The sequence below is a fragment of the Streptomyces ruber genome, from assembly GCF_014648075.1.
In the GTDB taxonomy this organism is placed as follows: Bacteria; Actinomycetota; Actinomycetes; order Streptomycetales; family Streptomycetaceae; genus Streptomyces; species Streptomyces ruber.
Genome location: NZ_BMQK01000005.1, coordinates 111,101 through 136,410 on the forward strand (window position 1 = coordinate 111,101; position 25,310 = coordinate 136,410).

15 protein-coding genes and 1 tRNA gene are annotated in these 25,310 nt (G+C 73.2%); 15 read left to right on the forward strand and 1 reads right to left on the reverse strand.

Translation table 11 applies throughout. From position 1 onward, the window contains the following. The first annotated feature begins 27 nt into the window (after positions 1–27). From IEZ04_RS14480 to IEZ04_RS14550, 15 genes are all read left to right on the forward strand, one after another. Positions 28–2,055, forward strand: a complete 2,028-nt coding sequence (locus IEZ04_RS14480; protein ID WP_189217249.1) for an ATP-binding protein — start codon at positions 28–30, stop codon at positions 2,053–2,055. Beyond that, positions 2,046–2,339 (forward strand): hypothetical protein, encoded by a 294-nt coding sequence (locus tag IEZ04_RS14485; protein ID WP_189217250.1) that lies wholly within the window; start codon positions 2,046–2,048, stop codon positions 2,337–2,339. Before IEZ04_RS14480 ends, IEZ04_RS14485 begins: the two co-directional genes overlap by 10 nt. Beyond that, positions 2,336–9,226 (forward strand): eCIS core domain-containing protein, encoded by a 6,891-nt coding sequence (locus IEZ04_RS14490; protein ID WP_189217251.1) that lies wholly within the window; start codon positions 2,336–2,338, stop codon positions 9,224–9,226. The genes IEZ04_RS14485 and IEZ04_RS14490 overlap by 4 nt, the downstream gene beginning before the upstream one ends. A gap of 71 nt (positions 9,227–9,297) precedes the next feature. After that, positions 9,298–9,831: a hypothetical protein gene (locus IEZ04_RS14495; RefSeq protein ID WP_189217252.1), complete on the forward strand. Its 534-nt coding sequence runs from the start codon at positions 9,298–9,300 to the stop codon at positions 9,829–9,831. After that, the gene (locus tag IEZ04_RS14500) at positions 9,828–10,532 is read left to right on the forward strand and encodes a hypothetical protein (protein ID WP_189217253.1); all 705 of its coding nucleotides are present in this window, start codon (positions 9,828–9,830) and stop codon (positions 10,530–10,532) included. Before IEZ04_RS14495 ends, IEZ04_RS14500 begins: the two co-directional genes overlap by 4 nt. An 8-nt stretch (positions 10,533–10,540) precedes the next feature. Next, a complete protein-coding gene (locus tag IEZ04_RS14505; protein ID WP_189217254.1) occupies positions 10,541–10,936 on the forward strand; it encodes a LysM peptidoglycan-binding domain-containing protein in 396 nt (131 codons plus the stop codon). Further along, the gene (locus tag IEZ04_RS14510) at positions 10,929–12,068 is read left to right on the forward strand and encodes a hypothetical protein (protein WP_189217255.1); all 1,140 of its coding nucleotides are present in this window, start codon (positions 10,929–10,931) and stop codon (positions 12,066–12,068) included. The genes IEZ04_RS14505 and IEZ04_RS14510 overlap by 8 nt, the downstream gene beginning before the upstream one ends. Before the next feature lie 39 nt (positions 12,069–12,107). Continuing rightward, positions 12,108–12,644, forward strand: a complete 537-nt coding sequence (locus IEZ04_RS14515; protein ID WP_189217256.1) for a phage baseplate assembly protein V — start codon at positions 12,108–12,110, stop codon at positions 12,642–12,644. Positions 12,645–12,674: 30 nt separating this feature from the next. After that, positions 12,675–13,022 carry a hypothetical protein gene (locus IEZ04_RS14520; protein WP_189217257.1) on the forward strand — a complete coding sequence of 116 codons (348 nt, stop codon included), beginning with the start codon at positions 12,675–12,677 and terminating at the stop codon, positions 13,020–13,022. 7 nt (positions 13,023–13,029) lie between these two features. Beyond that, positions 13,030–13,434 carry a GPW/gp25 family protein gene (locus IEZ04_RS14525; RefSeq protein ID WP_189217258.1) on the forward strand — a complete coding sequence of 135 codons (405 nt, stop codon included), beginning with the start codon at positions 13,030–13,032 and terminating at the stop codon, positions 13,432–13,434. Beyond that, positions 13,431–16,667 (forward strand): baseplate J/gp47 family protein, encoded by a 3,237-nt coding sequence (locus tag IEZ04_RS14530; RefSeq protein ID WP_189217259.1) that lies wholly within the window; start codon positions 13,431–13,433, stop codon positions 16,665–16,667. Before IEZ04_RS14525 ends, IEZ04_RS14530 begins: the two co-directional genes overlap by 4 nt. Then, positions 16,664–20,455 carry a putative baseplate assembly protein gene (locus tag IEZ04_RS14535; protein ID WP_189217260.1) on the forward strand — a complete coding sequence of 1,264 codons (3,792 nt, stop codon included), beginning with the start codon at positions 16,664–16,666 and terminating at the stop codon, positions 20,453–20,455. The genes IEZ04_RS14530 and IEZ04_RS14535 overlap by 4 nt, the downstream gene beginning before the upstream one ends. Beyond that, positions 20,452–22,545: a hypothetical protein gene (locus IEZ04_RS14540; RefSeq protein ID WP_189217261.1), complete on the forward strand. Its 2,094-nt coding sequence runs from the start codon at positions 20,452–20,454 to the stop codon at positions 22,543–22,545. Before IEZ04_RS14535 ends, IEZ04_RS14540 begins: the two co-directional genes overlap by 4 nt. 53 nt (positions 22,546–22,598) lie before the next feature. Continuing rightward, a complete protein-coding gene (locus IEZ04_RS14545; RefSeq protein WP_189217262.1) occupies positions 22,599–24,125 on the forward strand; it encodes a DUF6519 domain-containing protein in 1,527 nt (508 codons plus the stop codon). Further along, positions 24,125–25,003, forward strand: coding sequence for a peptidoglycan-binding protein (locus tag IEZ04_RS14550; protein ID WP_189217263.1), 879 nt, complete (start codon positions 24,125–24,127; stop codon positions 25,001–25,003). Before IEZ04_RS14545 ends, IEZ04_RS14550 begins: the two co-directional genes overlap by 1 nt. A 65-nt stretch (positions 25,004–25,068) precedes the next feature. On the opposite strand, the gene IEZ04_RS14555 is transcribed toward IEZ04_RS14550, so the two are convergent. Continuing rightward, positions 25,069–25,156: transfer RNA gene (locus IEZ04_RS14555), tRNA-Leu, on the reverse strand. Positions 25,157–25,310 lie beyond the last annotated feature (154 nt).

Sequence of the window (25,310 nt, forward strand, 5' to 3'; positions counted from 1 at the left end):
ATGAAACCGACGGGGGCGGGTGAGGACATGGGAGCGTACGGAACACCCGGAGAGCCCGACGAGGGGACGGGCGGCGCACAGGGCGGCACGCCGACGCTGACCGACGAACTCGGGCGCGTCCTGGCCCGCGTCGACGCCCACGCCGCGCGTTCGACCGGTACCCGGGGACCCACCCGTGCCGGGCCCGCGGAGGCAGTGGTACACAGCCCCGGCCCGGGCACCGCCCCGCTGGACGCCCTCGTCGCCTGCTTCGACCTCACCCCCTTCGAACGGGACGTCGTCCTCCTCACGGCCGCCCACGAACTGGACCCCACCACGGCTGCCCGCTGCGCGGCGGCCTGCGGCGACCCCGGGCGCGCCTACCCCACCTTCTCGCTCGCGCTGGCCGCGCTGGCCGACCCGCACTGGAGCGCGCTCACCCCGGTCGCCCCGCTGCGCCGCTGGCGGATCGTCGAACTCGGCGACGGCGAACCCCGCCCGACCACATCCCGCCTCACCACCTCCCGTCTCCGCCTCGACGAACGCGTCCTCCACTTCCTCCTCGGCTCGCCCTACCTGGACGCCCGCCTGCACGGACAGGTGCGCCGCGTCCCGGCCCCCGGTCCGGGCACGCTCCCGCGCTCGTACGACCTGGCCGCGGACCGGCTCGCGGCGGGCTGGACGACGGCGGCGGACCCCGGCACCCCACCCCTCACCGAGGTGACCGGCGGCGACGCGCGCAGCCGGGCCGACATCGCCGCCGCGGCGGCCGCCCGCTGCGGGCTCGGGCTGTACGCGACGAGCGCCGAGGACGTCCCGGCCGACCCCGCGGAACGCGACCGGTTCGCCCGGCTGTGGCAGCGTGAGGCGATCCTGCTGCCCGCCGCGCTGCTGGTCGAGACCGGCGACGCGGACCGCGACCAGAGAGCGGCGACGGAGGCGTTCCTCGCCCGGGCCGCCGTACCGGTCGCCGTGTCGGGCGAGGACCCGTCGCGCACGGACCGGACGTACAGAACCCGGGTGAGCGTGCCGCACCTGGACGACGAGGAGCAGTTCGAGCTGTGGGCGGGAGAGTTCGGGACCGCCGGCCTCCCCCTCACGGACACCGAACTCCACTCCCTGGTGGCGCAGTTCCGCCTCCCGCCGCACGTCGTACGCTCGGCGGCGGCCACCGTACGCCGCAACCTGCGCGACGAGACGGACGAGCCCGGACCGGTCGCGGCGGACCTCGCCTGGCGGGCCGGCCTGGAGGAGGCCCGGATCGGCATGGACGCGCTGGGCCGCCGCGTCGAACCCCGGGCCGGCTGGGACGACCTGGTCCTGCACGAACGGCAGACGACCGTCCTGCGCGAGATCGTCGCCCACGTACGGCAGCGCCCGACCGTCCACCGGGAGTGGGGCTTCGCCGCCGCCCTCCGTCACGGCCTGGGCGTCACCGCGCTCTTCGCGGGCGGCTCCGGCACCGGCAAGACCCTGGCGGCCGAGGTGATGGCGAAGGAACTCGGCCTCGACCTGTTCGTCATCGACCTCTCGCAGGTGGTCAGCAAGTACATCGGCGAGACCGAGAAGAACCTCCGCCAGGTCTTCGACGCCGCCGAACGCGGCGGCGCGCTCCTGCTCTTCGACGAGGCCGACGCGCTGTTCGGCAAGCGCAGCGAGGTCAAGGACAGCCACGACCGCTACGCCAACCTGGAGGTCAGTTACCTCCTGATGCGCATGGAGGCGTACCGGGGCCTGGCCGTCCTCACCACGAACATGAAACAAGCGCTGGACACGGCCTTCCTCCGCCGCATCCGCTTCGTCGTGGACTTCCCGTTCCCCGCGGAGCACGAACGCGCCGAGATCTGGCGCCGCGTGCTGCCCCCGCAGGCCCCGCTCGAGGACATCGACACCCGCCTGCTCGCCCAGCTCACCGTGGCCGGCGGCTCGATCCGCAACATCGCCCTCTCCGGCGCGTTCCTCGCCGCCGAGGAGGGCGGCCGCCTCGGGATGCGCCACATGCTCGCGGCGGCCCGCACCGAGTACCGCAAGCTGGAACGGCCCCTGACGCCCGCGGAGGTACGGGGATGGCTGTGACCAGAGGCCCCGGTGAACCCTCCGCCGTCCGGGTGGAGATCGCCGAACTCTCCCTCCAGGGCTTCCGCGCCGACCCGGAACGGGTCACGGCCGCGTTCGAACGTGAACTGACCCGGCTGGTCCGGGAGCACGGCGTACCACTGTCGACGGCCGGCCCGCTGTCCGTCGACACCCTCTCCGGCCTGCCGCCCCTCCCCGCGGGCCTCTCCGCGCGCCGCCTCGGCCAGGAACTGGCGCGCGCGGTGCACGCGGGGCTGAGCGGCGAGGGCGAGGTGACACGATGAGCGGTTCCCGGTCCACCGCCCGGCAGGACCGTACCGACCGGTCCGCCGAGCAACGCCGCCGCAGACGCAGGGAACGGGCGGCCAGGTCCCGCACCGCCGAACCGAAGGACGTCGTCAGCGGCGCCGGCCAGCCCCTCGACCCCGGCACCCGCCGCGAACTGGAGGAACAGTTAGGCCACGACCTCGGCCGCGTACGCCTGCACACGGACCGCGACGCCGGACAGCTGACCCGCCTGCTCGGCGCCGACGCGGTAGCCGTCGGCCAGGACATCTTCTTCGGCGAGGGCGCGTACGTACCCGGCACGGCCGAGGGCCGCCGCCTGCTCGCCCACGAACTCCTGCACACGCTCCAGAACCCGCACGGCCTGGGCACGCTGCGGGCGGGGCGGGAGCTGGGGGCGGTGAGCCTGCCGCAGGAGGGGATCGAGCGGGAGGCGGAGTCGGCGGCACGGGAGGCCGTACGACCGGAGCGGGAGTCCGCCCGGCAGGACGCCTTACCGGTCGAGGAGGGGCAGGCCACACCGGGCTGGCTGCGGTACGCGACGGTGGACGCCGACCGGCTGCGCGCCGAGGCCGTGGATCCGGCGACGCTCGTGGACCGGCTGGCGAACTCCGTGCTGCGGTCGCTGCGCGGCGATCCCGAGGACCTGTCGAAACGCACCCGCAGGCAACTGGCCCGGCTGCCCGGGGAACTGCTCGACGGGGTCCTCGTCAGGCTGGACGACAAGCTGCTCGGCTCGGAGTACGACCGGGTGCTCGACCTCGTGGACGAAGCCGAGGCGTACGACGACCACGCGGCCGAGGGACTGGAGCGGGACACGCAGGACGCGCCGGCGATCGAACCGGACACGGCCGACGACATACGGGCCGAGCGGCAGAACGAGCGGCAGCGCGCCGAAGAAGGGCGGGCGGAGGAGAAGCGGCCGGACCTCGCACCCGGGCCGGAGAAGGAACGGCCCGGCGAGGAGGGCGCGCCGGGCAGCACCCCGCAGAACGGCGGCACGCCGGAGCACGGCACAACTCCGCAGGGCGGGGCCGCGCCGCGGGAGCCGGATCAGGGATCGTCGGCGGCGGCACCGGCCGCCCCGACGGAACAGACCTCGTCGTCACCTCCGGCCTCCGCGGACAAGACGGACGCCGGGCAGCGCAGCGGCGGCGAGAGGCAGTCCGCAGCCCCGGCGGCCGGCAAGGAGAAGGGCGAGGACGAAGGCGGTCAGGAGGCCACCGAGAGGCAGGAGACGCCCGCCGCCGGCAAGGAGGAGTCCGCGGCCAGGAACCGTCCGGGCGCCGCCGAGGCGGCCGTGTCCGGGCAGCAGGTCAGGCAGGAGGACAAGCGGGGGCGGCAGCAGCCCACCGGTTCGCCGACCGTCGCAGGCCAGGACACCCGGCTGCCCGGTGCCGCGAGCACGTTGGAGGGCAGGCGCAGCCAGGACCTCGAAGGCATGGAGGAGGAGACGGAGGAAGATCTCCTCGGCTCCGGCAGCGAGTCGGAGGTCGAGGCCGGAGGCGGGGATCCGAGCGCCTGGGACATCAAGCTCCAGCCCGAGGACTTCCTTCCGCAACGGGACCTCGACGTGTCCGGCGTACCGACGGCCGACGACCTGGATCCGTCCTCCTCCGCGACTCCGCCGATGCCGTCGGTCCCCGCGCCGCCGCCGACCAGGGCCGAGGAGGTGCAGGCGCAGCGGGACGCCGAGGACGCGGAGGACGCGGCGGCGGAGGCCGAGGCGGAGGAGGAGACCGGTGACGCTCTCGCCGCCGAGGCGGAATCCTCGGCACCGGAGACCGAGGGCGGACCGGACGGCGACGGAGGACTCGGCGGTCTCGTACTGGAGCGGGCCGCCGCGGCGCTGCCCGTACCGGGCTCCGCGGCCCGCGACCCGAAGGCCGGTGACGACCCGAAGGCGGGCCCGGTCGCCGCGCAGACCACGGTGCAGGAGGCGCCGGGCGGGGCCGACGGGAAGTCGGAGGGCGGCAGCGACGTCAGGGAACCGGCCGCCAAGGAGGAGAAGGGTACGCCCGCCGCCGGCGACAGGACCTCCGCCGCGCCGGAGAAGGAGTCGCAGCAGGCGACCGGCGGGCGGTCGGCGCAGTCCGAGGCCGGTACCAGCGGGTCGGCAGGCGCGGACGCGGGCACTTCGGACACCCAGGACCGGGCGCCCGCACGGGAGGCGGCAGGGACCACGGGTGGATCGAGCGGTTCGGGGGCGGGCGCCTCGGGCGCGTCGGGCACGGCAACGACGGGTGGGGCGCAGGAGACAGGGGCCGAACCGAGCGCGCGCCCGGAGCCTTCGGTGACGGCGACAGCACCCAGGCCGGCTTCCGCCCCTTCCGAGCCCACCGCCGCGCCCGCCCCGAAGACGGCTCCCGGTGCGAAGGACGCCCGGGAGACCGAACCGGCCCCCCGATCGGCTGCACCGTCCGGCGGTGCCGCTCGTACGGGAGGGGGCGGTGGCGGCGCGGCCGCCCCGGCGCCCGGCAAGGGCAAGAAGGACTCCGGCCCGGCACCCGACCTCTCGGGCGTCTCCCCGGAAGCGGGCCTGGCCTCCGCCTCGAAACTCAAGCCGCACAAGGCACTTGAGGCCATGGGCGGTGTGGGTGGCGCGGTGGACCGTACGGTCGGCGACGAGCACCGGACGCTGGCTTCCGCACCCCCCGGAATGGAACGCCCGGCGGGCGCCCCGCGCACCCTGGAGGGCGATCCGAGCACGGACGCCCCGGCGCAGTACTCGCAGGACCCGGCGCAGCAGGCGGAGGAGCCCGACCGGGAGGACGCGGAGGTCACGGGGGAGAAGGAGCCCGAAGGCCAGATCGAGGCGGAGAAGGCCGAGGAGCCGAGCGGCTGGGACACCTTCAAGATGGCCCTGGGTTTCGGCATCGGCTGGGTCGCGGAGAAGCTGGGTTTCGAGGTGGACGCCCAGGAACTGGCGGCCAAGTTCGCCGGCCTGCCGACGAAGGACGAGGCGCTCAAGCAGGCACAGGCGGGCAACGCGCCGGGTGTGGAGATGCAGGGCGCGGCCGGCCAGAAGGCCGACGAGCAGGACGGTCACGTCGACGCGAAGGCCCAGGAGACCGTCACGACGGCACGCGACGACTCGGGCCGCGGGATGGGCGAGGATCAGGTCTACCCGAACGCGCCCAAGGAGCAGTTGACGGCGCGGGTGCCGGGCCGACAGGGCGGTGGCGGTGAGGGCGCCGGGGCGCCGGGCGGCGGAGCGACGGGCGCCGTACCTCCCGAGGCGGCCTCCGAAGTGGCCGAGCACGAGCGCGGACCGCAGTTCCAGGCGGCGTTCACCGAGGGCCGGAAAGGCATCTCCGAAGGTCGGCAGACCAAGGACCGCGACTTCCGTGGCGCGCAGGCCGAGCACAGGCAGCAGGTCGACGCCGAGATCGCGGCCGGCACCGACGCGCAGGCGGGCGAGCGCGAGAAGGCGATGGCCGAGGTCACCGCCCAGCGCGAGGAGTGGCGCACGGAGCAGGACGCGGAGCTCAAGACCCTTGGCGACAAGAAGACCGACCGCCACGACAAGGTCCGTACGGACGTCGAGGACCAGGAACGGGAAACAGACGACGACGTCGAGAAGGAGAAGGAGAGCAGCGACAAGAAGATCAAGGACGAGAGCGACCGCGCGGAGAAGGAGGCGGAGCAGAAGAAGGACGGCGCCGTCCAGGAGTCCGGCAACTGGATCACGAAGGCCTTCGAGTGGATCAAGCAGAAGGTCATCGAGATCAAGAACGCGATCGTCCGGGTCATCCGCGCGGCACGCGACGCCGTCGTCGGCTTCATCCGCAACTTCAAGGACACGGTCGAGCGCTGGATCAACGAGGCCCGCAAGAACATCGTCGAGGCGATCAGGACCTTCATCAGAGACCTGATCGAGTTCGCGAAGGCGATGGTCCGGGCGATCATCGACCTGGCCAAGCGCGTCCGCAACCTGATCGTTTCCCTGGTCAAGGCGGCGATAGCCCTCGTCAACCGCTTGGCCCAGATGCTCAAGCAGGCCGTCACGGACCTGCTGAACGCCATCGGCAGGCTGCTCAGCAGCATCATCGACACCCTGAAGAAGGCGCTCCAGGCCGCGGTCAAGGCAGTCGTGGACGCGGTGAAGGCGGTCATGCAGTTCGCCGCCGGCCTCCTGAGCGCGCTCGGCGACTTCATGCTCATCGCGGTCGACTTCCTCGCCGACCCCGGCGGCTGGCTGGGCGGCGCCAAGAACTCCGCGGTGGACGGCGCGAAGAACCACCTGTTCCGCGAGGTCAAGGCAGCCGTCAAGGACTGGTTCCAGTCCAAGATCGAGGAGATCCTCGGCGTACCGAGAGCCATCCTGGACAAGCTGATCAAGGGCGGCATCACCCTCGAACAGATCGTCAAGGAGACGTGGGACGCGATCGTCCCCCAACTCCCCGTGATCATCGGCGAAATCGTCATCACCAAGGTCATCGCCAAGCTGATCCCGGGCGCCGGCTGGGTGATGGCGGTCATCGACGCCATCCGCACGGCCATCGGCGCCCTCGGCGAGATCCTGCGCGCGATGGGCGCGGTCCTGGACTGGCTGAAGGCGGTGCGCAGGGGTGGTGCCGGCGTCCTCTTCGCCAAGGCGGTGGCGGCGGGGATCGTGGCGCTGCTGGAGCTGGCGTACGAGGCGCTGCTGAGCGGCATCGGCAAGTACGTCGCAAAGGTCGGCCGACGCTTCAAGGACGTCGCCGCGAAGCTGGGCGGCAGAGGCAAGGGGGACAAGCCGGGCGGCGACAAGGGCGGGGACGGGAAGCCCCCCACCGACCCCGCGAAGAGGCCCGCCACGGACCCGAAGACCCAGACGGCAACGACGCTGAAGCCGGGCCAGGGCAAGGACGGCGCGCCCGGGAAGGCCGGTACTCAGGCCGACGCCAAGAAGCCCGCACCCGTAACGAGCAAGGACAAGAACGGCCGACCACAGGACAAGGACGGGAAGCCGGACACGGCGCCGGCCCCCACGGCAAAGCCGAAGCCGAAGACGGAGCCCCCGGCCAAGCCGAAGCCCGAGCCGGGCGCCAAGCCGAAGGGCACCGACGGCAGGGGGCAGGACGACCGGAGGAGCACGGACGGCAGGGACCAGGGCGAGCCCAAGGTCGCCAGGGACACCACCGGGGGCACGCCGAGGTCCAAGGACGCGGACGGCGAAACTCCGGACAGTCCGAAGAACCAAGACACGAGCAAGCCCAGGGGCGATGGTAGGGACTCTCCTGCCAAGCCCATGCACGACAAGGGAGGCCTCAGGTCGAAGCTGGACAAGGACACTCCGGGCAAGCCGATACAGAAGCCGGACAAGGGTGGTGCGGACAGACCCGGGTCCAAGCCGGGCGGGAAGGGCCTCGACACGTCGAAGGCTCGCCCGGAGAGGAGCGGTCCGGGCAGGCCGAAGTCCAAGCCGCAGAAGGAGCGGCGAAAGAAGGACGAGGATTCCAAGGATTCGAAAGACGCTCGGCTGACGAAGATCGTGGCCCGTATCCGGCCGAAGGTGCGGCAGATGCTGAACCGGGGCACGGGACGGCGCCTCCACACCGCGGCATTGGGTGCCATGCGTGCCTGGTACCGGCTCACGGGGCTCGACCTGAGCGGCGGATCGGCCTTCCAGGACATCGCCTCGCTCAACCCCCAGCGCCTCGTCATCAACGGCGCGACCTTCGACTCGGAACCCGTCCTTCGGTTCATCCGGAAGGCCGAGCGCGACATCGACACGCAACGGGCGCAGCAGCTTCAGGGCGGGGCGTCGGGCGTCTTACAGGAGCAGAACGATGCCAAGACGACCACGAGCACGGTGAGACCGGGAACGGACATGCTGACTGCCGGTCTGCTCATGGAAGATGAACTGGGGGAGCCGGGCAGGCACAACATCGTCAACTACCAAGGGCCCGGCGGCGGAGAGATCTCCTCGAAGAAGCTCGGGAGCAGCGCTGCACGGTTGTACGTGGAGAAACGGCAGGACGGGAAGATTCAGCGAGAGAGCGGCACGTACGACGCGGCACTCAGGCGCATTCTCGAGGATGGGTTGATCGAGGAGAGTGCGCAGTCGCTCGGAACGTATCAGAGCGGACGGGCCACCGACTTCGGGGCCGACAACTCCGAGATGGCTCTTCTGGGGCATCTGGCACACAACACTGAGCCTGCTCGCAATGCTGGTACCAAGGTGCTCTCGGTGCTGCACCAGGACTTCTACCGGACAATTCCCGGTCTGACGAGCAGGCAGGAGAAGGTCAGGGCCTTCATCCGGGCGTATATGCGGCAGACCATGCTGCCGGTCGGCTCCGCAGGTGCGGCTACGCTGTGGCACAAGCATATGAAGACGCCAGGATCCCTCGATAACGCCATTGCCAAGCAGGTGGCTCTGATCCAGAAGAACATGCGGAAGAACGGCACCAATCCGTCGCTGTACGAAGGGGACCTCAGAGCCAATCCCCACTGGCAGCTGCGCACCCGGTCGATCCGGGAGGCGGAGCAGCAAGTTCAGCGTGCAGGCGGCGCGGTGGCCAGCCGTAAAAAGGATCTCAGGGAAGCCGAAAAGTCGAGCGACCGGCAGAGAGCAGCGGATGCGCAGAAGGCGCTGGACGAAGCCAAGAAGGCTCAGACCGTGGCCCGAAAGAAGCTGAGTCGAGAAAAGTTGCAGTTCCGCACCAGGGAGGGGACGTCGTACAACTCGCTCAGAAATCTCGAACGCCTACAGGATGCCGAGAAACTGGCCAACCGTGAGGTAGCACTGATACAGAGCTGGTTCAACACGAACGGGGCGATCGATACGGAATCCCAAGGAAAGGCTGCTGAGACCGAGATGCTCCTGAAGAAGAAGATCGTCGAGCGCCTGCAGCGTGAATTCCCCTGGTGGCAGCCTAGTGGAGACTTGTTGACATGAATGTGATGGAACGACCCGGGGGTTTTCGGTCCCGGCGATTCGTCTTCAGGGACCTTCATGCACTGGCGGAGGTGCAGAGCATCGCGAACGCCGCCGGTTGGCGCCAGACGCTCAACCGGCCGGCTGAGGGCGACACCCCGCTGCTCGCGAACTGGGAGGTGTTGCCGGGGCTCACCGTCTCCTACACGGAGAAGACCACCATCGAGACGTCGTTCGCCATGGCTGCGAGCTCGCTCGGCGCCGAGGAAGTCGAGGGATGTGTTGCGGTCTTTGCCGCGCATCCACATGTGCTCACGTTCGACGAACTCATCGCCGGTTGCGACACCGCCGACACTCCACCCGTGCAGGGCATGACACTCGCCCGGGCGGGACTCGGCGCCCCCGTCGAGCCGGACGAGCGCTTTGTCGAGCGGCTCGAGGCGGGTGCGTTCTCCGGCGACGGGGCAGTGCGCGAAGGCGCCCTCTGGGGCATGGCGTACGCCGAGTGGCCCACATTTCGTGCCTCTTTGCGACAGGCGTCCCAGAGCGACCCCGACGAATTCCTCAGGCGTGTCGCGATCAGTGCGCTGCGTTCCTTCGACCGGATTGGGGTGGCCGAGCAGTGACCCGCTACCCCGACATCCCCAAACCCATCCGCTCCGGCATGGTCACCCTCGACCCCGACACCGGCACCCCGCAACGCGTCATCGTCCTCCAGTTCAACCCGGACACCCTCGAACGGAGCGTCAGCCCCCAGTCCGCCGGCGACAGCAGCGACTCGGGCAGCGGCGGCACCGGCAGCGGTGACCGCAACGAAGCGCTCCGGCTCAAGGGCCCCGCCCAGGAGACCTGGAAGTTCACCGCCGAGATCGACGCCACCGACCAGTTCGAGATCGCCGCGCCCGACGGCATCCACCCTCAGCTCGCCGCCCTCGAGATGCTCGTCCAGCCGACCACCGAGCAGCTTCGCGCCGCGACCCGGCTGTCGCAGCGGGGGGCCATCGAGATCACTCCGATCGAGATGCCGCTGACCCTCTTCACCTGGGGCGGCAAACGGGTCCTGCCGGTACGGCTCACCGAGCTGTCCGTCAACGAGTCCGCCTTCGACGTCGATCTCAACCCGATCCGGGCCTCCCTCTCCATCGGCATGAGGATCCTCACCATCAGCGACCTGCCCGCCGGGCACCGCGGGGCCGACCTCTACATGGCGCACCTCGCGCAGAAGGAGCGGCTCGCGGCTGCTGCGCGCGGGGGCGGTCCGAGCTCCCTCGGGAGTCTCGGGGCCCTGGGGATCACAGGACCCGGCGCCATGACAGGAAGGGGCTGAAGCACACCATGGCCGACATCGAACCGTACGAGACCGCCCTGGACGCCATACCCGGCACCCACCCCTACCCCCGCACCAGCCGCTACCACGACGCCGAGATCGGGATTCACCGTCAGCCCGACGGCACGGAAGTGCGTTACACCAAACGCCGGTTACTGCCCCCGCTCGACCAGGCCGTCGACGGCACCGACGGCGCCGGCAGCGACGCCGTCCAGCCCCACACCGTCACCACCGGCGACCGCCCCGACCTCCTCGCCCAGCGCTACTTCGGCGACCCCGCCCAGTGGTGGCAGATCGCCGACGCCAACCCCGTGCTCCACCCCGACGAGCTGACCGACGAGCCCGGCCGGGTCATCGGCATCCCGCTCGCCGGCGGCTTCCCGCAGGGCGGTCGGCGTGTTTGACGTCCCCGTGGGTCAGGGCCCCGTCCACATCACCCTCCTCATGGGCCCGCGGACCGCCCGCCCCGTCCCCGCCGAGGTCACCGAAGCCCTGCTGTCCGCCCAGATCACGGCCACGGCGGGGGAGCGCAGCGGCTTCCAGCTCGCCTTCGACCTCACCAAGAACGGGATCATCGGCAGACGACTGCTCCCCGAGGGCTTCTTCGATCCCAAGACCCGTCTCGTCGTCACCGTCAACGTCAGGGGCACGACCGCCGTCCTCTTCGACGGTCTGGTCGTCCGCCAGGAGGTCGGCGCCAGCAACCAGCCCGGCCACTCCACCCTCACCGTCACCGGCGAGGACCTCTCCCTCCTGCTCGACCTCGAGGAGCGCACGACGAGCTATCCCAACCTGTCACCCTCCGAGCGCGTCCTCGCGATCCTGCGCCGTTACGCCGACTACGGCATCCGGCCCGACGTCTACCGCGAGAAGATCGCCCAGCCGCCTCACCAGAACCTCCGCGTGCACTACCAGACCGGCACCGACCTGCAGTACGTCACCGAGCTGGCCCGCGCCAACGGCTACACCTTCTACCTGGAGCCCGGGCCCACCGCCGGCCGGTCGTCCGCCCGCTGGGGACCCGAGGTCCGGCTCGGCGTCCGCCAGCACGCCCTCAACGTCAACATGGACGCCCACTCCACCGTCGACCAGCTGACGTTCGCGTACGACGGAACCGCCCGCGAGGAGCCGCAGGCGCGCTGGCAGGATCCCGGCACCCGCCGGTCGACCCTGCTCCCGCAGCCGGCGATCAGTCCCCTGCGGCCGGCCCTCGGCGCACGGCCGACGCCCGCCCTCAAGCGCAGGACACTCCCCGGCACCGCCAAGCACCAGCGAGAACAGGCCGAGGCCGAGCTCCTCGCACGCGCCGCCGTCTCCGCCGACGTCGTCTCCGGGTCCGGCTCGCTCGACGTCAACCGGCACGGCTACATCCTGCAGCCCCGTCAGCTCGTCGGCGTACGCGGCGCCGGACGGGCGTACGACGGCGACTACTACGTCAAGTCCGTGACGCACAACCTGCGTCCGGGCTCGTACCAGCAGAACTTCACCCTCTCCAGGGAAGGGCTTGAAGCCCGCAGCGACTACGTACGGCCGTGACGACGAACACCGGACCGATCCCCACCAGGAGCGCCTCACATGGCAGCACCCAGCAACCGCCACCTCGGCAAGTTCCGCGGCCGGGTCGTCGACAACGACGACCCGCTGCGCATCGGCCGTGTCACCGTCGAGGTCCCCGACGTCCTCGGCAACGAGCCGTCGACGTGGGCGCTGCCCTGCCTGCCGTTCACCGGACCCGAGGCGGGGCAGTTCGTGGTGCCGCCGCCCGGTGCCGGCGTGTGGGTGGAGTTCGAGCAGGGAGATCCGAGCTTCCCGGTGTGGACCGGATGCTGGTACGGGGCCGCGGAGGAGCTGCCGCCCGACGCCCGACGCGAGCTCCAGGCGTCCTCGCCGCACAAGCCGGTCGTCGTGCAGACACCGCAGAACCACAAGCTCGTGCTCAACGACACGCCCGGTGCCGACCAGGGGATCCTCCTGCAGGCCCAGGGCGGCGCGTACATCCGCATCACCGCCGAAGCCGTGGTCATCGCGACCGGGGCGGGCGCCGAGATCCTGCTGCGCGGTGAGGAAGTGACCATCAACGAGGGTCAGTTGACCGTGCTCCCGAAGCGATAGACAACTGCGACAGACAACGGGGGAACCATCTTGTCCGGGACTCTGCTCGACGCGGGTGCCGTCATCGGCTGCCCGCACGGCGGCCGCGTCACCGCCGCCACCACACTGTCCGGGGACGTCACCGTCGCCGGTGCCGCCGTCGCCACCGCGGCGCACGGGTACGTCGTGACCGGCTGCCCGCACACCGTCGACGGGGTGCCCACCCCTTGCGTGTCGGTCGACTGGACCGCGGCCGACACCGGCATCACGGTCGGCGGCGCCCCGGTACTGCTGGACGTCTCGGCGGCCCAGTGCCTGACGGCGGCCTCCATGCCGCAGGGCCCGCCCGTCGTCCAGGCCGCGCAGCGCACCGTCACCGTCCGACGAGCCGCCAGGTGAGCCACTCATGAACCCACGCACCCGTACCAGCGCCGGCACCCGCCCCCGCACCGACATCGCCTTCCCCTTCCACCCCGACCCCCGCGGCCGCACCGCCCACGCCCGCCCCGACGAGCACATCCGCGACCTGATCGAGCAACTGCTGTTCACCAGCCCCGGCGAGCGCGTCATGCGGCCGGACTTCGGCTGCGGCCTCCTCGATCTCGTCTTCGCCGCAGGCAGCCCCGAGCTGCTCAGCACCGTCGAGCTCTCCGTGCAGGCGGCCCTCCAGCGGTGGCTCGGCGACCTCATCGACGTGGAGGACCTCGACGTGGCCGGCGAGGACCACGTCGTCCGCGTCCGGCTCTCGTACACCGTCCGCGCCACCGGGACCCGGCGCGAGGACGACTTCGAAGGGAGGGCCGCCGCATGACCAGCCGCACCACCGCCACGTCCCGGCGCGCCAAGGTCAGAGCCGCCCGCCTCAACGGCGTGGACGCCGTCGAGGTGAGCGACGACGGGCTGCTCCTCACCGTCACCTTCCTCGGCAAGGCCCCGCGCGGCCTCGGCCCGGAGAACGTGCGCATCGACGGCGGCCGGCGCGTCACCGGCATCACCGCGGTCGACGTCAGCGTCGAGCGCGAGGAGGACCCGGAGCTCGACGACCGGCTGTACGTCACCCTCGACAGGGCCGGCGACACCTCCCGCTACCTGCTCTCCCTCGTGGAGGCCGACCCGTACGGACGGCCCGGCACCGAGCCGTACCGCGGCTTCGACCAGCGCTACCACCGCGCCCACTTCGGCTTCCACCCCGACCGTCCGACACCCTTCGACCACCACAGGGACGACCACGCGGAGCAGGCGCGGCCGGACTTCCCCGACACCCCCGTCATCGACTACACGGCCCGCGACTACGACAGCGTCCGCAAGCTGCTCCTGGACCGGCTCGCCCTCACCACCCCCGACTGGGTCGAGCGCAGCCCCGCCGACCTCGGCGTGACGCTCGTCGAACTGCTCGCGTACGCCGGCGACCGGATCGGTTACCAGCAGGACGCCGTGGCCACCGAGGCCTACCTCGACACCGCGCGCCGCCGGGTCTCCGTACGCCGGCACGTCCGCCTCGTCGACTACCCGATGCACGACGGCTGCGCGGCCCGCGCGTACGTCACCGTCGAGACCGCCGACGATCACACGCTCGCCCCGGGCACCTACCGCTTCGCCTCCGTCGACGTCCGTGACCTCAACCGGCACGACCACGAACGGCCCGGCACCGTCATCGGCGACGACGAGCTCGCGGACCTCGACGAGCGCGGCGCGGCGGTCGAAGTGTTCGAACCGGTCGTCGCCGCCGATCCGCTGGAGCTGCGCGTCGCCCACAACGCGATCCGCCTGTGGACCTGGGGCGGCGAGGTCCGCGCGTTACCCAGGGGCGCCACCTCGGCCACCCTGCGCGACGAGTGGCGGGACCCCGAGACCTGCCGGGAGCGGCGACTCGAACTGGAGCCGGGGGACTTACTCCTCCTGGAGGAGGTCAAGGGAGCGCGCACCGGAACCCCCGGCGACGCCGACCCCGCCCACCGCCAGGCCGTCCGGCTCACCTCCGTCACCCCCGGCGTCGACCGCATCGAGGACCAGCCGGTGCTGGAGGTCACCTGGGCCGCCGAGGACGCCCTCCGCTTCCCGCTCCGCCTCACCACCCGCGGCGGACCCGACTGCCTGCCCGTCGAGGACGTCACCCTCGCCCGCGGCAACGTCGTCCTCGTCGACCACGGGCGCACCCTCCACGGTCTCCGCGAGACCGTCACCGTGCCACCCGTACCCGCTGTCCTCGCCCCCTGCGGCCCGTCCGCCTGCGGCTGCCCGGACGGGTTCGGCGGCGGGGGACGGGCCAGCGCGCCCGCCCGGCTCATCACCTCCCTCACCGACAAGGCCGAGCGAGGCGTTCCCCTCACCGCCGACGACATCCGCGACCTCCACGACGTCGTGGGCGAGCCCGCCACCACCCGCGCCGGCCTCGGTCTCGGCGCCGGGCAGCGGCAGCACGACCATGTCGTCCCCGGTACGGCGCCCGCCCAGGCCACAGCCCTCCGGACGCTGCTCGCCCAGTCCGCCCACCCGGGGATCAGGCCCCGCTTCCGGCCCGTCCTCGGCCACGCACCGGTCACCCAGGCCGTACCGTTCCCCGACCCGCGGACCGTCTCCGCCGGGCAGGCCGAGCGCATCGCCGCCATCCCGGGGCGGGTACGGCAGCGGCTCGTCGAGCTGTGGCGCAGCGCCCGCGACCGCGACGGGCTCGGCGGCGACGAGATCGCCGAACTCGCCGTCGTCTACGGCCTGAAGGTCCTCGACCGCACAGAACTCCGCCGCCACCCCGTGCGTGCCCTCCGCGAACTGCTGCACCGCACCGACCACCTGCTCGCCGCCAAGCTGCGCCGCATCGAGATCCTCGCCGCGCGGGCCCGTGCGGGCACGGTCCTCGACGAGAACGTCGTCTGGGAGATCGAGCAGAGCTGGGGTCCGGCGTACGCGGCCGGGCTGCACCCCGGCGATCCGGTGCTCCGCGGCTCCGCGACCGGCGCGCTCACCCAGGACCCGCGCCGCGCCCTGCCCGCCGTGCGCCTCCTCCGTGACACGCCTCACGACGAGGAGATCTGGGAGCCGCGCCGCGACCTCCTCGCCAGCGGCCCCCGCGACCGCCACTTCGTGGGCGAACTGGAGGACGACGGCCGCCTCGCCCTGCGCTTCGGCGACGGCCGCAACGGTGCGAGGCCCGCTCCCGGCACCCGGCTGACCGCCCGTTACCGGCTCGGCGGGGGCACCGCGGGCAACGTCGGCGCCGAGGCCATCACCCACCTCGTCGTGCGCCTCCCCGGCGACCACAAGCATCACGACGGCCACAAGCATCACGACGACCACAAGCATCACTACGACCACAAGCATCACTACGACCGCGAGATCCCACCCGTCACCGCCGTCCGCAACCCGCTCCCCGCCACCGGCGGCACCGAACCCGAACCCGTCGAGCAGGTCCGCCGGCTCGCCCCGCTCGAAGCGCGCCGCACCCGCCTGCGCGCCGTCACCGCCGACGACTACGCCGCCCTCGCCTCCGCACTGCCCGGCGTGCAGCGGGCCGCCGCCGAGATCCGCTGGACCGGCAGCCTCCAGGAGGCGCACGTCGCGATCGACGCCCACGGCACCGGCACCCCGTCCGGCGAACTGCTCGCCACCGTCGCCCAGTCGCTGGAGGCGTACCGCCGCATCGGCCACGACCTCGTCGTCGGGCCCGCCCGGCTCGTACCGCTCGACATCGCGCTGACCGTATGCGCCCGGCCCGGCCATCGGCACGGGCAGATCCTGGCCGACCTGTACCGCGCCCTCGGCACCGGCCGGCTGCCCGGCGGACGGCTCGGCGCCTTCCACCCGGACGCGCTGACCTTCGGCGAACCGGTCCGGCTCAGCCGTCTGGTCGCCGTCGCCGCGGCGGTCCCGGGCGTGGACGACGTCCGGGTGACCCGGCTGCGGCGGCTGTTCGAGCCGGACCGGGGAGAGCTGGCGGACGGCCTGCTGCGGCTGGGCCCGCTGGAGATCGCCACCTGCGACAACGACCCCGACCGGCCGGAGAACGGCCGGCTGTCGATATCCCTGGACCTGGGAGGTGCCCGATGACCGCGACCGGCGGCTTCCACGACGATGACGGCGGCGGGTGCGGGTGCGGCGGCGCCTGCGGGCGCGCCGGCCACGACGAGCGCCTCGCCCCCGCCCCGCCGCACAACCCTCCGGGCCGCACCGCCCTGGACCACCGCGTCGGCGAGTACGGCTCCTTCCTCGCCGCCCTCCTGGACCGGCTCGCCTCCCCCGCGTACCCCGCGCTCGACGGACTCACGGTCCGTACCCCCGACGACCCGGCGATCGGCCTGCTCGACGCCGCCGCCGTCCTCGGTGACCTGCTGACCTTCCACTCCGAGCGGATCGCCGACGAGGCGTACCTGCGGACCGCCGACGAGCACCGCTCGCTGGTCCTGCTCGGCCGGCTCGTCGGCCACCGTCCGCGCCCCGGCGTGGCCGCGTCCACCCACCTCGCGTACACCCTCGAACGAGACCCGCGCGCCGGGGCCGTCCCCGTGCTGATCCCGCGCGGGGCGCGCAGCCACAGCGTGCCCGCCTCCGCCGACGAGGAGACCCTGACCTTCGAGACCGGCCGCGACCTCACGGCCCGCTGGGACTTGAACGAGCTGAAGGTACGGCGCCGCCGCCCCTCCCTCATCACCCCGGAGGACCTGGAGCGCCGCTCCGCCCTCTTCGTCGAGGGCACCGCCACCTCCCTCCGCACCGGGGACCAGCTCCTCCTCGTGTTCGGGGAACGCGCGGGCGGCGAGCGGAAACTGCTGCCCGTCCGATCCGTCCACGTCGACCGCGACGACGCGGTCACCGTCGTCTCCCTGCCTCCCTCGGCCCCGCCGACGCTGGGCGAACTCGTCGAGGAGGTACGGCGCTGGACCGCCGCCCCCACGGCCCCGGGCGAGCCCGGCGAGGAACCGCCCACCCCCGACGTCCCCAACCCGCGTCCGGTCAGCCGGCTGATCGGGGACTTCGACGACCAGGTGCTCGCCCCGCTGCGGGCGGACCTGGAGGAGGTGACGACGCCCGAACGGCTCGCCGCCCGCCTGGCGGAGCCCGTGGCCCGCCTCGGCGAGGCGCAGGTGCTGGCCGCGCCGTACGAGGACGTGGCGGCGTGGTTCGCGCGGCTGGAGGCCGTACTCGCGGAACTCGCCGACCGCGCACTGGACCTGGCACCCGCGCAGCCCGTACAGCCCGACCCGGTGACCGCACACACCGCTGTGCCATCCGACCCCCGCACCACCGCCCTCCGCACCCTCACCACCCTCGTCCCGGCCCTGCGCACCCCCGTCCCCACGGTCACCTCCCGCCCGGGGGGCCCGGACCCCGCCCGCCTCCTCCCCGCCCTGAACCCCGCCCTCGGCGGCCTCCACCAGGCCTGGCGCACGACCGTCGTAGCCCCCGGCACCCCCGACACCCCCGACACCCCCCAACTCCTGCGCGAACTGCTCGCGATGCGCGTCACCGCGGCCCCCTTCGGCGCCACGGCCCCCCTCAAGCCGGTCCAGGACGAGCGCGGCCGGGTCGTCCGCACCGCGGGCTGGCCGCTCGCGGGCGCCTCCCTGGTCAGCATGCGCGTCGTGTACGACACGGCGGGCAAGGTCCCGGTGCGGGCGGAGTTCCAGTACGTCGAGGGCAGCGGCTCCGACCAGCGGTCCGAGAACCTGCCCGTCGCCCAGCCGGTGACCTTTCCGCTCGGCGCGGGCGAGGTGCGGCTGACCTCGCGCGAGCAGGAGCCGGACGCCGTCGTCAGGGCCGAGCTGACCGAGGGCCTGCCCGCGCGCACCCTCACCGTCTCGCACCCCGGCGACGACGGCCGGGTCCGCGTGACCGTCGGCACCGGCGGCGACAGCGGCGACGGCGGCACCGACGGCACCGAGGAGCGCACCCTGCGCCCCGGCGCCCCCGCCGAACAGTTCACGCACGGGGCGTACGAGATCAGCCTCCGCTACACCGTCGGCAGCACCGAACCGAACGTCGAGGCCGTCGTCGCGAGCAGACCGGAACCCGCGGCCCGCCGCGTGCTCCGGCTCGACACCGTGCACAGCGGCATCACCGTCGGCAGCTGGGTCGCGATCCGGCGCCCCGCCAAGGGCGCGGAGAACGGCGTACCCGGCGACCCCGCGCTCGCCTTCGTCACCACCCGCGTCGTCGCCGCGCGCACCGCCGCGTACGCCCAGTACGGCATCACCGGCCGCGGCACCGAACTCACCCTCGCCGACCCCTGGCTGGACGAGTCCGACGTGCTCCTCTCGCACATCCGCGACACCACCGTGCACGCGGCGGGCGAACCGCTGCGCCCGGCGGACGAACCGCTCGGCGAGGACGTGCACGGCAACGAGATCGAACTCGCCGAGCTGTACGAGGGACTCGAACCCGGCCGCACCCTCGTCGTCACCGGCGAGCGCAGCGACCTCCCCGGCACGGCGGGCGTCACGGCCACCGAGGTAGTGACGGTCGCCGCCGCCGACCCCGTGGTCGATCCCGGGCTCCCCGGCGACCACGTCCACACCGTGCTCACCCTCACCGCCGGCCTCGCCCACCGCTACCGCCGCGACACCGTCCGCGTCCTCGGCAACGTCGTCGAGGCCACCCACGGGGAGTCCCGCGAGGAGGCCGTCGGCAGCGGCGACTCCGGGCGGACGAACCAGACGTTCGCGCTCTGGCAGTCCCCGCTCACCTGGCTCGCGGACCCGGGCCCCCTCGGCGCAGCGCCCGTGCTGGAGATCCGCGTCGACGGCGTCCTCTGGCACGAGGCGGACAGCCTCGCCGGGCGCGGGCCCCGCGAGCGCGTCTACGTCACCGGCACCACCGCGGACGGCCGTACGACGGTGACGTTCGGGGACGGCGTGCACGGCGCCCGGCTGCCCACCGGCCACGACAACGTCCGGGCCCGCTACCGCTTCGGCACCGGCGGGGCCGCGAACGTGCCGGCCGACCGCATCACCCAGCCCCTCACCCGGCCGCTCGGTGTCACGGCGGTCACCAACCCCCGTCCGGCCACGGGCGGCGCCGACGCGGACGGGCCCGCCCTGACCCGCCGTACCGTCCCGCTCGCCGTGTCCGCCCTCGACCGTCTCGTCTCCCCGGCCGACTACGAGGACTTCGCCCGCTCCCGCGCCGGCATCGGCCGGGCCGCCGCACGCGAACTCTTCGACGGACGGCGGCGCGTGCTGCACGTGACGGTCGCGGGCGCGGACGACGCGCCGCTCGCGGACGACTCCGAGCCGCTCCGCGCCCTGCGCGCCGCCCTCACCGAGTACGGCGACCCGGGCCTGCCCGTCCGCGTGGACGTTCGCGAACTGGTCCTGCTGCTCGTCGCCGCGAAGGTCGGCACGGCCCCCGGCCACGCCTGGGAGACCGTCGAGCCACGCCTGCGCCGGGCACTGCTGGCCCGGCTCGGCTTCGCGGGCCGCGAACTGGGACAGCCGGCCCGCCTCTCCGAGGTCCTCGCCACGGCCCACACCGTGCCCGGCGTCGACCACGTGGACGTCGACGTCTTCACCGGCATCCCCGCGTCCGCCACGCCCGAGGAGCTCACCGAACTGCTCACCCGGCCCGGCCCGCCGAGGCCGGCCGTCCCGGCGCGCCCGGCGGCGTACGACGAACGGACCCACACCGTCCGCGCGGCGGACGGCGAGACCCTGTCGTCGGTCAGCGCCCGGTACGGCGTCCCGCTCGACGGACTCCTGCGCCTCAACCCCGACATCACCGACACCCGGCGCCTGGCCCGGGGCCGGTCGGTGGTCGTCTTCCGCGGCATCCGCCCGGCCCGGCTCGCGCTGCTGTCACCGGCCGTCGCGGACACCCTCATCCTCACGGAGGTCAAGCGATGACCAGGGACCCCGACGCGCTGGCCGCACTGCTGCCCCGCCGGCACCGGCAGCGCGACGCCGAGGAGGGCGAGCCGCTGCGCGCCCTCCTCGCGGTGATCAACGAGCAGCTCGACCGCGTCCGTGACGGCGTGGAGCAGGGCTACGAGGACCTGTTCGTGGAGACCGCGGCCCCCTGGGCGCTGCCCTACCTCGGCGACCTCGTCGGATACCGCACCCTCCCCGGCCACGAGTCCGTCGCGCCGCGCGCCGACGTCGCGGCCACGGTCGCGAGCCGCCGCCGCAAGGGCACCCTCCACCTGCTGGAGGAGATCGCCGGCCGGGTCACCGCCTGGCCCGCCCGCGCCGTCGAACTGTCCCGCCTCGTCGCCCACACCCAGCCGGTCAGGCTGTACGGGACCGGCGCCGCGGGGGACCGTGCCCGCCGCGGCCGCCTCGCCGACCTCCGCGACGGCGCCGCGCTCGCCCTCGCGGGCGGCCCCTTCGACACCACGGCCCGCACGGCCGGCGTCCGCAGAGCCGGCTCCGCCCGCGGACAGGGCGGCCGGACCCCGGCCGGCGTCGGGCTCTTCGTGTGGCGGCTGAAGGCGTACCCGCTGACGTCGTCCCCGGCCTACTGCGTGGACCGGGCCCGCAACCTGTACACCTTCTCCCTCCTCGGCAACGACAGCCCGCTGGTCACCCGGCCGGTCCCGGAGCCCTCGCCCACCCACGTATCAGCCGTCGACAACGTCCCCGGTTTCATCACCCGCCGCCTGCTCCACGACCGCCTGGCCGACTTCTACGGTCCCGGCAGGAGTTTCGTCATCCGGCGCGACGGCACCGACCGGCCCGTACCGCCCTCCGACCTCGTCGTCGCCGACCTCTCCGGCTGGCGCTACCGTCCCGGGCGGGATCAGGTGGCCGTCGATCCCGAACTCGGCCGGATCGCCTTCGGCTCCCGCTCCGCGCCCCGTCAGGGGGTGTGGGTCGACCACCACTACGCGTTCGCCGCCGACATGGGAGGCGGCGAGTACGCGCGCGACCGCGAGCCCCGCCCGGACGCCGCCGTCCACCGGGTCGGCCCCGGGCAGCCGCACCGGCAGATCATGGACGCCTACCGCGCCTGGCGGAGCGACCGCCGGGCCGGGCGCACCGGCCCCGACGGCATCATCGAGATCACCCACAGCGGTGCCTTCCAGGAGCAGCTGGACTTCGACCTGGAACCCGGCGACCGGCTCGAGGTGCGGGCCGCCGAGGGCACCCGGCCCGTGATCCGCCTGCTCGACTGGTACAGCAACCGCCCCGACGCCCTCAACATCCGCGCGATCTCCGACGACTGCGCCCCGCACGAACGGCCCCGCGTCGTCCTCGACGGGCTCCTCGTCGCCGGCCGCGGCGTCAACGTCACCGGCCCGATGGGCACCGTCGTCCTCCGCCACAGCACGCTCGTCCCCGGCTGGTCCCTGGAACCCGGGTGCGCACCGCACTCCCCGGACGAACCGAGCATCGTCCTGGAACGCACCACCGCCTGCCTCCAGGCCGAGCACAGCATCCTCGGCACCATCGAGGTCATCGGCGACGAGGTGTCGGAGGACCCCCTCGGCATCCACCTGAGCGACAGCGTCCTCGACGCCACGGGACACGACCGCGTGGCCCTGTCCGCCCCCGACTGCCGCCACGCCCACGCCGTGCTGCACCTGCACCGCACCACCGTGATCGGCGAGATCCACACCCATGCCGTGCGGATCGCCGAGAACTCGGTCCTCACCGGCAGGCTCCATGTCGCCCGCCGGGGCATCGGCCACCTGCGCCACTCGTACGTCCCCGCCGGCTCCCGGACGCCCCGCCGGTACCGCTGCCTGCCGGATCCGGCCGGCCCGGCGGACGCGGCCCGCGTACGGCCGCTGTTCACCGCCGAGCGGTACGGGACGCCCTGGTACGGCCTGCTGTCCGACCGCTGCGCCGAGGAGATCCGGCGCGGCGCGGACGACGGCGCCGAGATGGGTGCCTTCCACGACCTGTACCGGCCGCAGCGCGAGGACGCCCTGCGGGCCCGGCTCGCGGAGTACACGCCCGCGGGCACGGACGCCGGGATCTTCTTCGTGACGTGAGCGGCGCGCCGTACGACCCACCCGCACCTTCTCGAACCAGGGGGACCCCTTTCATGCACGCTGACCTCTCCCGTTCCACCTTCCGTCCGGAACGGCACTACTCCGCGGTCGTCGCCCAGCAGGGCCGCGTCCAGCTCGACGCCGACCTCAACGAGCAGACCGCCATCCAGCTCCACCAGACCCGCACCCTCGCCGCCGACCTGATCGGACCGCACGGCGGGCCGAGCGGCGCCACGGGGTTCCGTATCGAGTACGTGAGCGGCAAGCAGGACATCGACAGTCTGAACATCCACGGCGGCCGCTACTACGTCGACGGCATCCTGTGCGACGCGGACCGGCCCGCCCCCGGCACCCCCGTGCCCGACGAGGACACGGACGCCGGCACGGAGGAGCAGCGGTCCGCGGCCCCGCCCGCGCACTGGACCTACTGGGACCAGCCCGACGGCTTCCGCGACCCCGAGCGGGCCGGTGACCGGCTGCCCTCGCCCGCGCAGGCGCCGTTCGTGGTCTGCCTGCGGGTGTGGGAACGTTCGGTCGGCGCGGCCGAGGACCCGGCGCTGCGCGAGGTCGCGCTCGGCGCGGCCATGCCCGACACCGCCGTCCGCGCCAAGGTCGTCTGGCAGGTGCTGCCGCTGTCCCTCGCCGAGCTGGGGATCGGGGACACCGATCCGTCCGCGGAGGCGGTCCGCGAGGCCTTCGCCCGCTGGGCCGAGCGCGAGGCGGCCCCCTCGGCCCGCATGGCCGCCCGCGCCGAACGGCCCGGCCACGCCGACGAGGACCCCTGCCCGGCCGCCCCCGACGCCCGCTACCGCGGCCCGGAGAATCAGCTCTACCGCGTCGAGGTGCACGAGGGCGGCGAGGCGGGGGACGCCACGTTCAAGTGGTCCCGCGAGAACGGCTCCGTGGTCTTCCCGGTCGACGCGCTGGACGGGACCTGGGTGGAGCTGGCCTCCCTCGGTCCCGACGCCGGGCTCGGCCTCGACGTCGGCGACCTCGTCGAGTTCACCGACACCGCGTACGCCTCCCGCCTGGAGGCGCTGCCGCTGCTCCGGGTGGAGGAGCTGGACCTGCCGGGCCGCCGCGTCCGGCTGTCCGGCGAGCCCGCGCCGGGCGTCGGACGGCTGCCCCGGCGCCACCCGTTCCTGCGCCGTTGGGACCACCGCGGGGGCCCGCGGCGCAAGGGCCGTACGACCGCCCTGCGGGGCGGCGCGGTCCCGGTCACGGAGGGGGAGTGGCTGCCCCTGGAGGACGGCGTCGAGGTGTACTTCGCCGAGGGCGGCGCCTACCGCACCGGCGACCACTGGATCGTGCCCGCCCGCACCGCCACCGGAAGCGTCGAATGGCCGGCCGACCCGGCCCGCCGCCCCCTGCTGCGGGCCCCCGCCGGCATCGCCCGCCACCACGCCCCGCTGGCCCTGGTCAAGGGCGAGGGCGACATCGTCGACCTGCGGCTCGCCTTCGGCCCGGCGGCGGTCGTGGCTCCGGCGGCGGACGACGTCCCGGCGGCGGAGGCCGCCCCCTCCCGCGGCCGGTCGCGAGCCGCGCGGCGGGCGGGGCACGCCAAGGAAGGAGAGAAGTGATGGCCACTCCCCTGAGCGCTTCGAGAATGGTGCAGATCCTCCGTGCGGAGGGCCTCACCGTGCACGAGATACGCAACTGGCGCACCCACAACCGCAACGCGAAGGGCCCCTGGGGCCCGGTCAACGGTGTGATGATCCACCACACCGTCACCTCGGGCACCACCGCCTCGGTGAACCTCTGCTACGACGGGTACTCCGGCCTGCCGGGCCCCCTCTGCCACGGCGTCATCGACAAGCAGGGCCACGTCCACCTCGTCGGCAACGGCCGCGCCAACCACGCGGGCCTCGGCGACAGCGACGTCCTGCGCGCCGTGGTCAACGAGACGGCCCTGCCCCCCGACAACGAGGCCGACACCGACGGCAACCGGCACTTCTACGGCTTCGAGTGCATCAACCTCGGCGACGGCAAGGACCCCTGGCCCGAGGTCCAGAAGGAGGCGATCGAGAAGGTCGCCGCCGCGATCTGCCGCCATCACGGCTGGAACGAGCGGTCCGTCATCGGCCACCTGGAGTGGCAGCCCGGCAAGATCGACCCGCGCGGTTTCACGATGGCGAGCATGCGCACCCGCATCGGCGCGCGGCTGCGCGGCAGGCCCGACGGCGGGAGCGGCGGGCAGGCCCCGAAGCCGGCGTACGAGCCGTTCCCGGGCAGTGGCTGGTTCCGCGAGGGCCGCAGATCCCCGGTGATCACCGCCATGGGCCGCCGTCTGGTGGCCGAGGGCTGCGGCCGGTACCGGGAGGGCCCCGGCCCCGAGTGGACCGAGGCCGACCGCACGTCGTACGCGGCCTGGCAGCGCAAGCTCGGGTACACGGGCCGGGACGCGGACGGCATCCCCGGGCGGACCAGCTGGGACAGGCTGAGGGTTCCCGCGTCCTGAGCGGCCCGCGCTGCCGCGGTCTCATGCCGAAAGCCCCGCTCCGAAGAGAAGCGGGGCCTTCGCCGTGGTGTCCGAGGGGGGACTTGAACCCCCACGCCCGATAAAGGGCACTAGCACCTCAAGCTAGCGCGTCTGCCATTCCGCCACCCGGACAAGGTGTCTGTCGTGCGGGGTTTCCCTCGCGGCGACAAAGGAAACATTACCAGGCTTTCGAGGGCGTCCGATCACCCCCCGGCGCCGCTCGGCCGTCGTCCTCCGCGTTCCGCGTGAACGGCGTGTGACGGGCCGGGCCCCGTCTTGGGCGGGC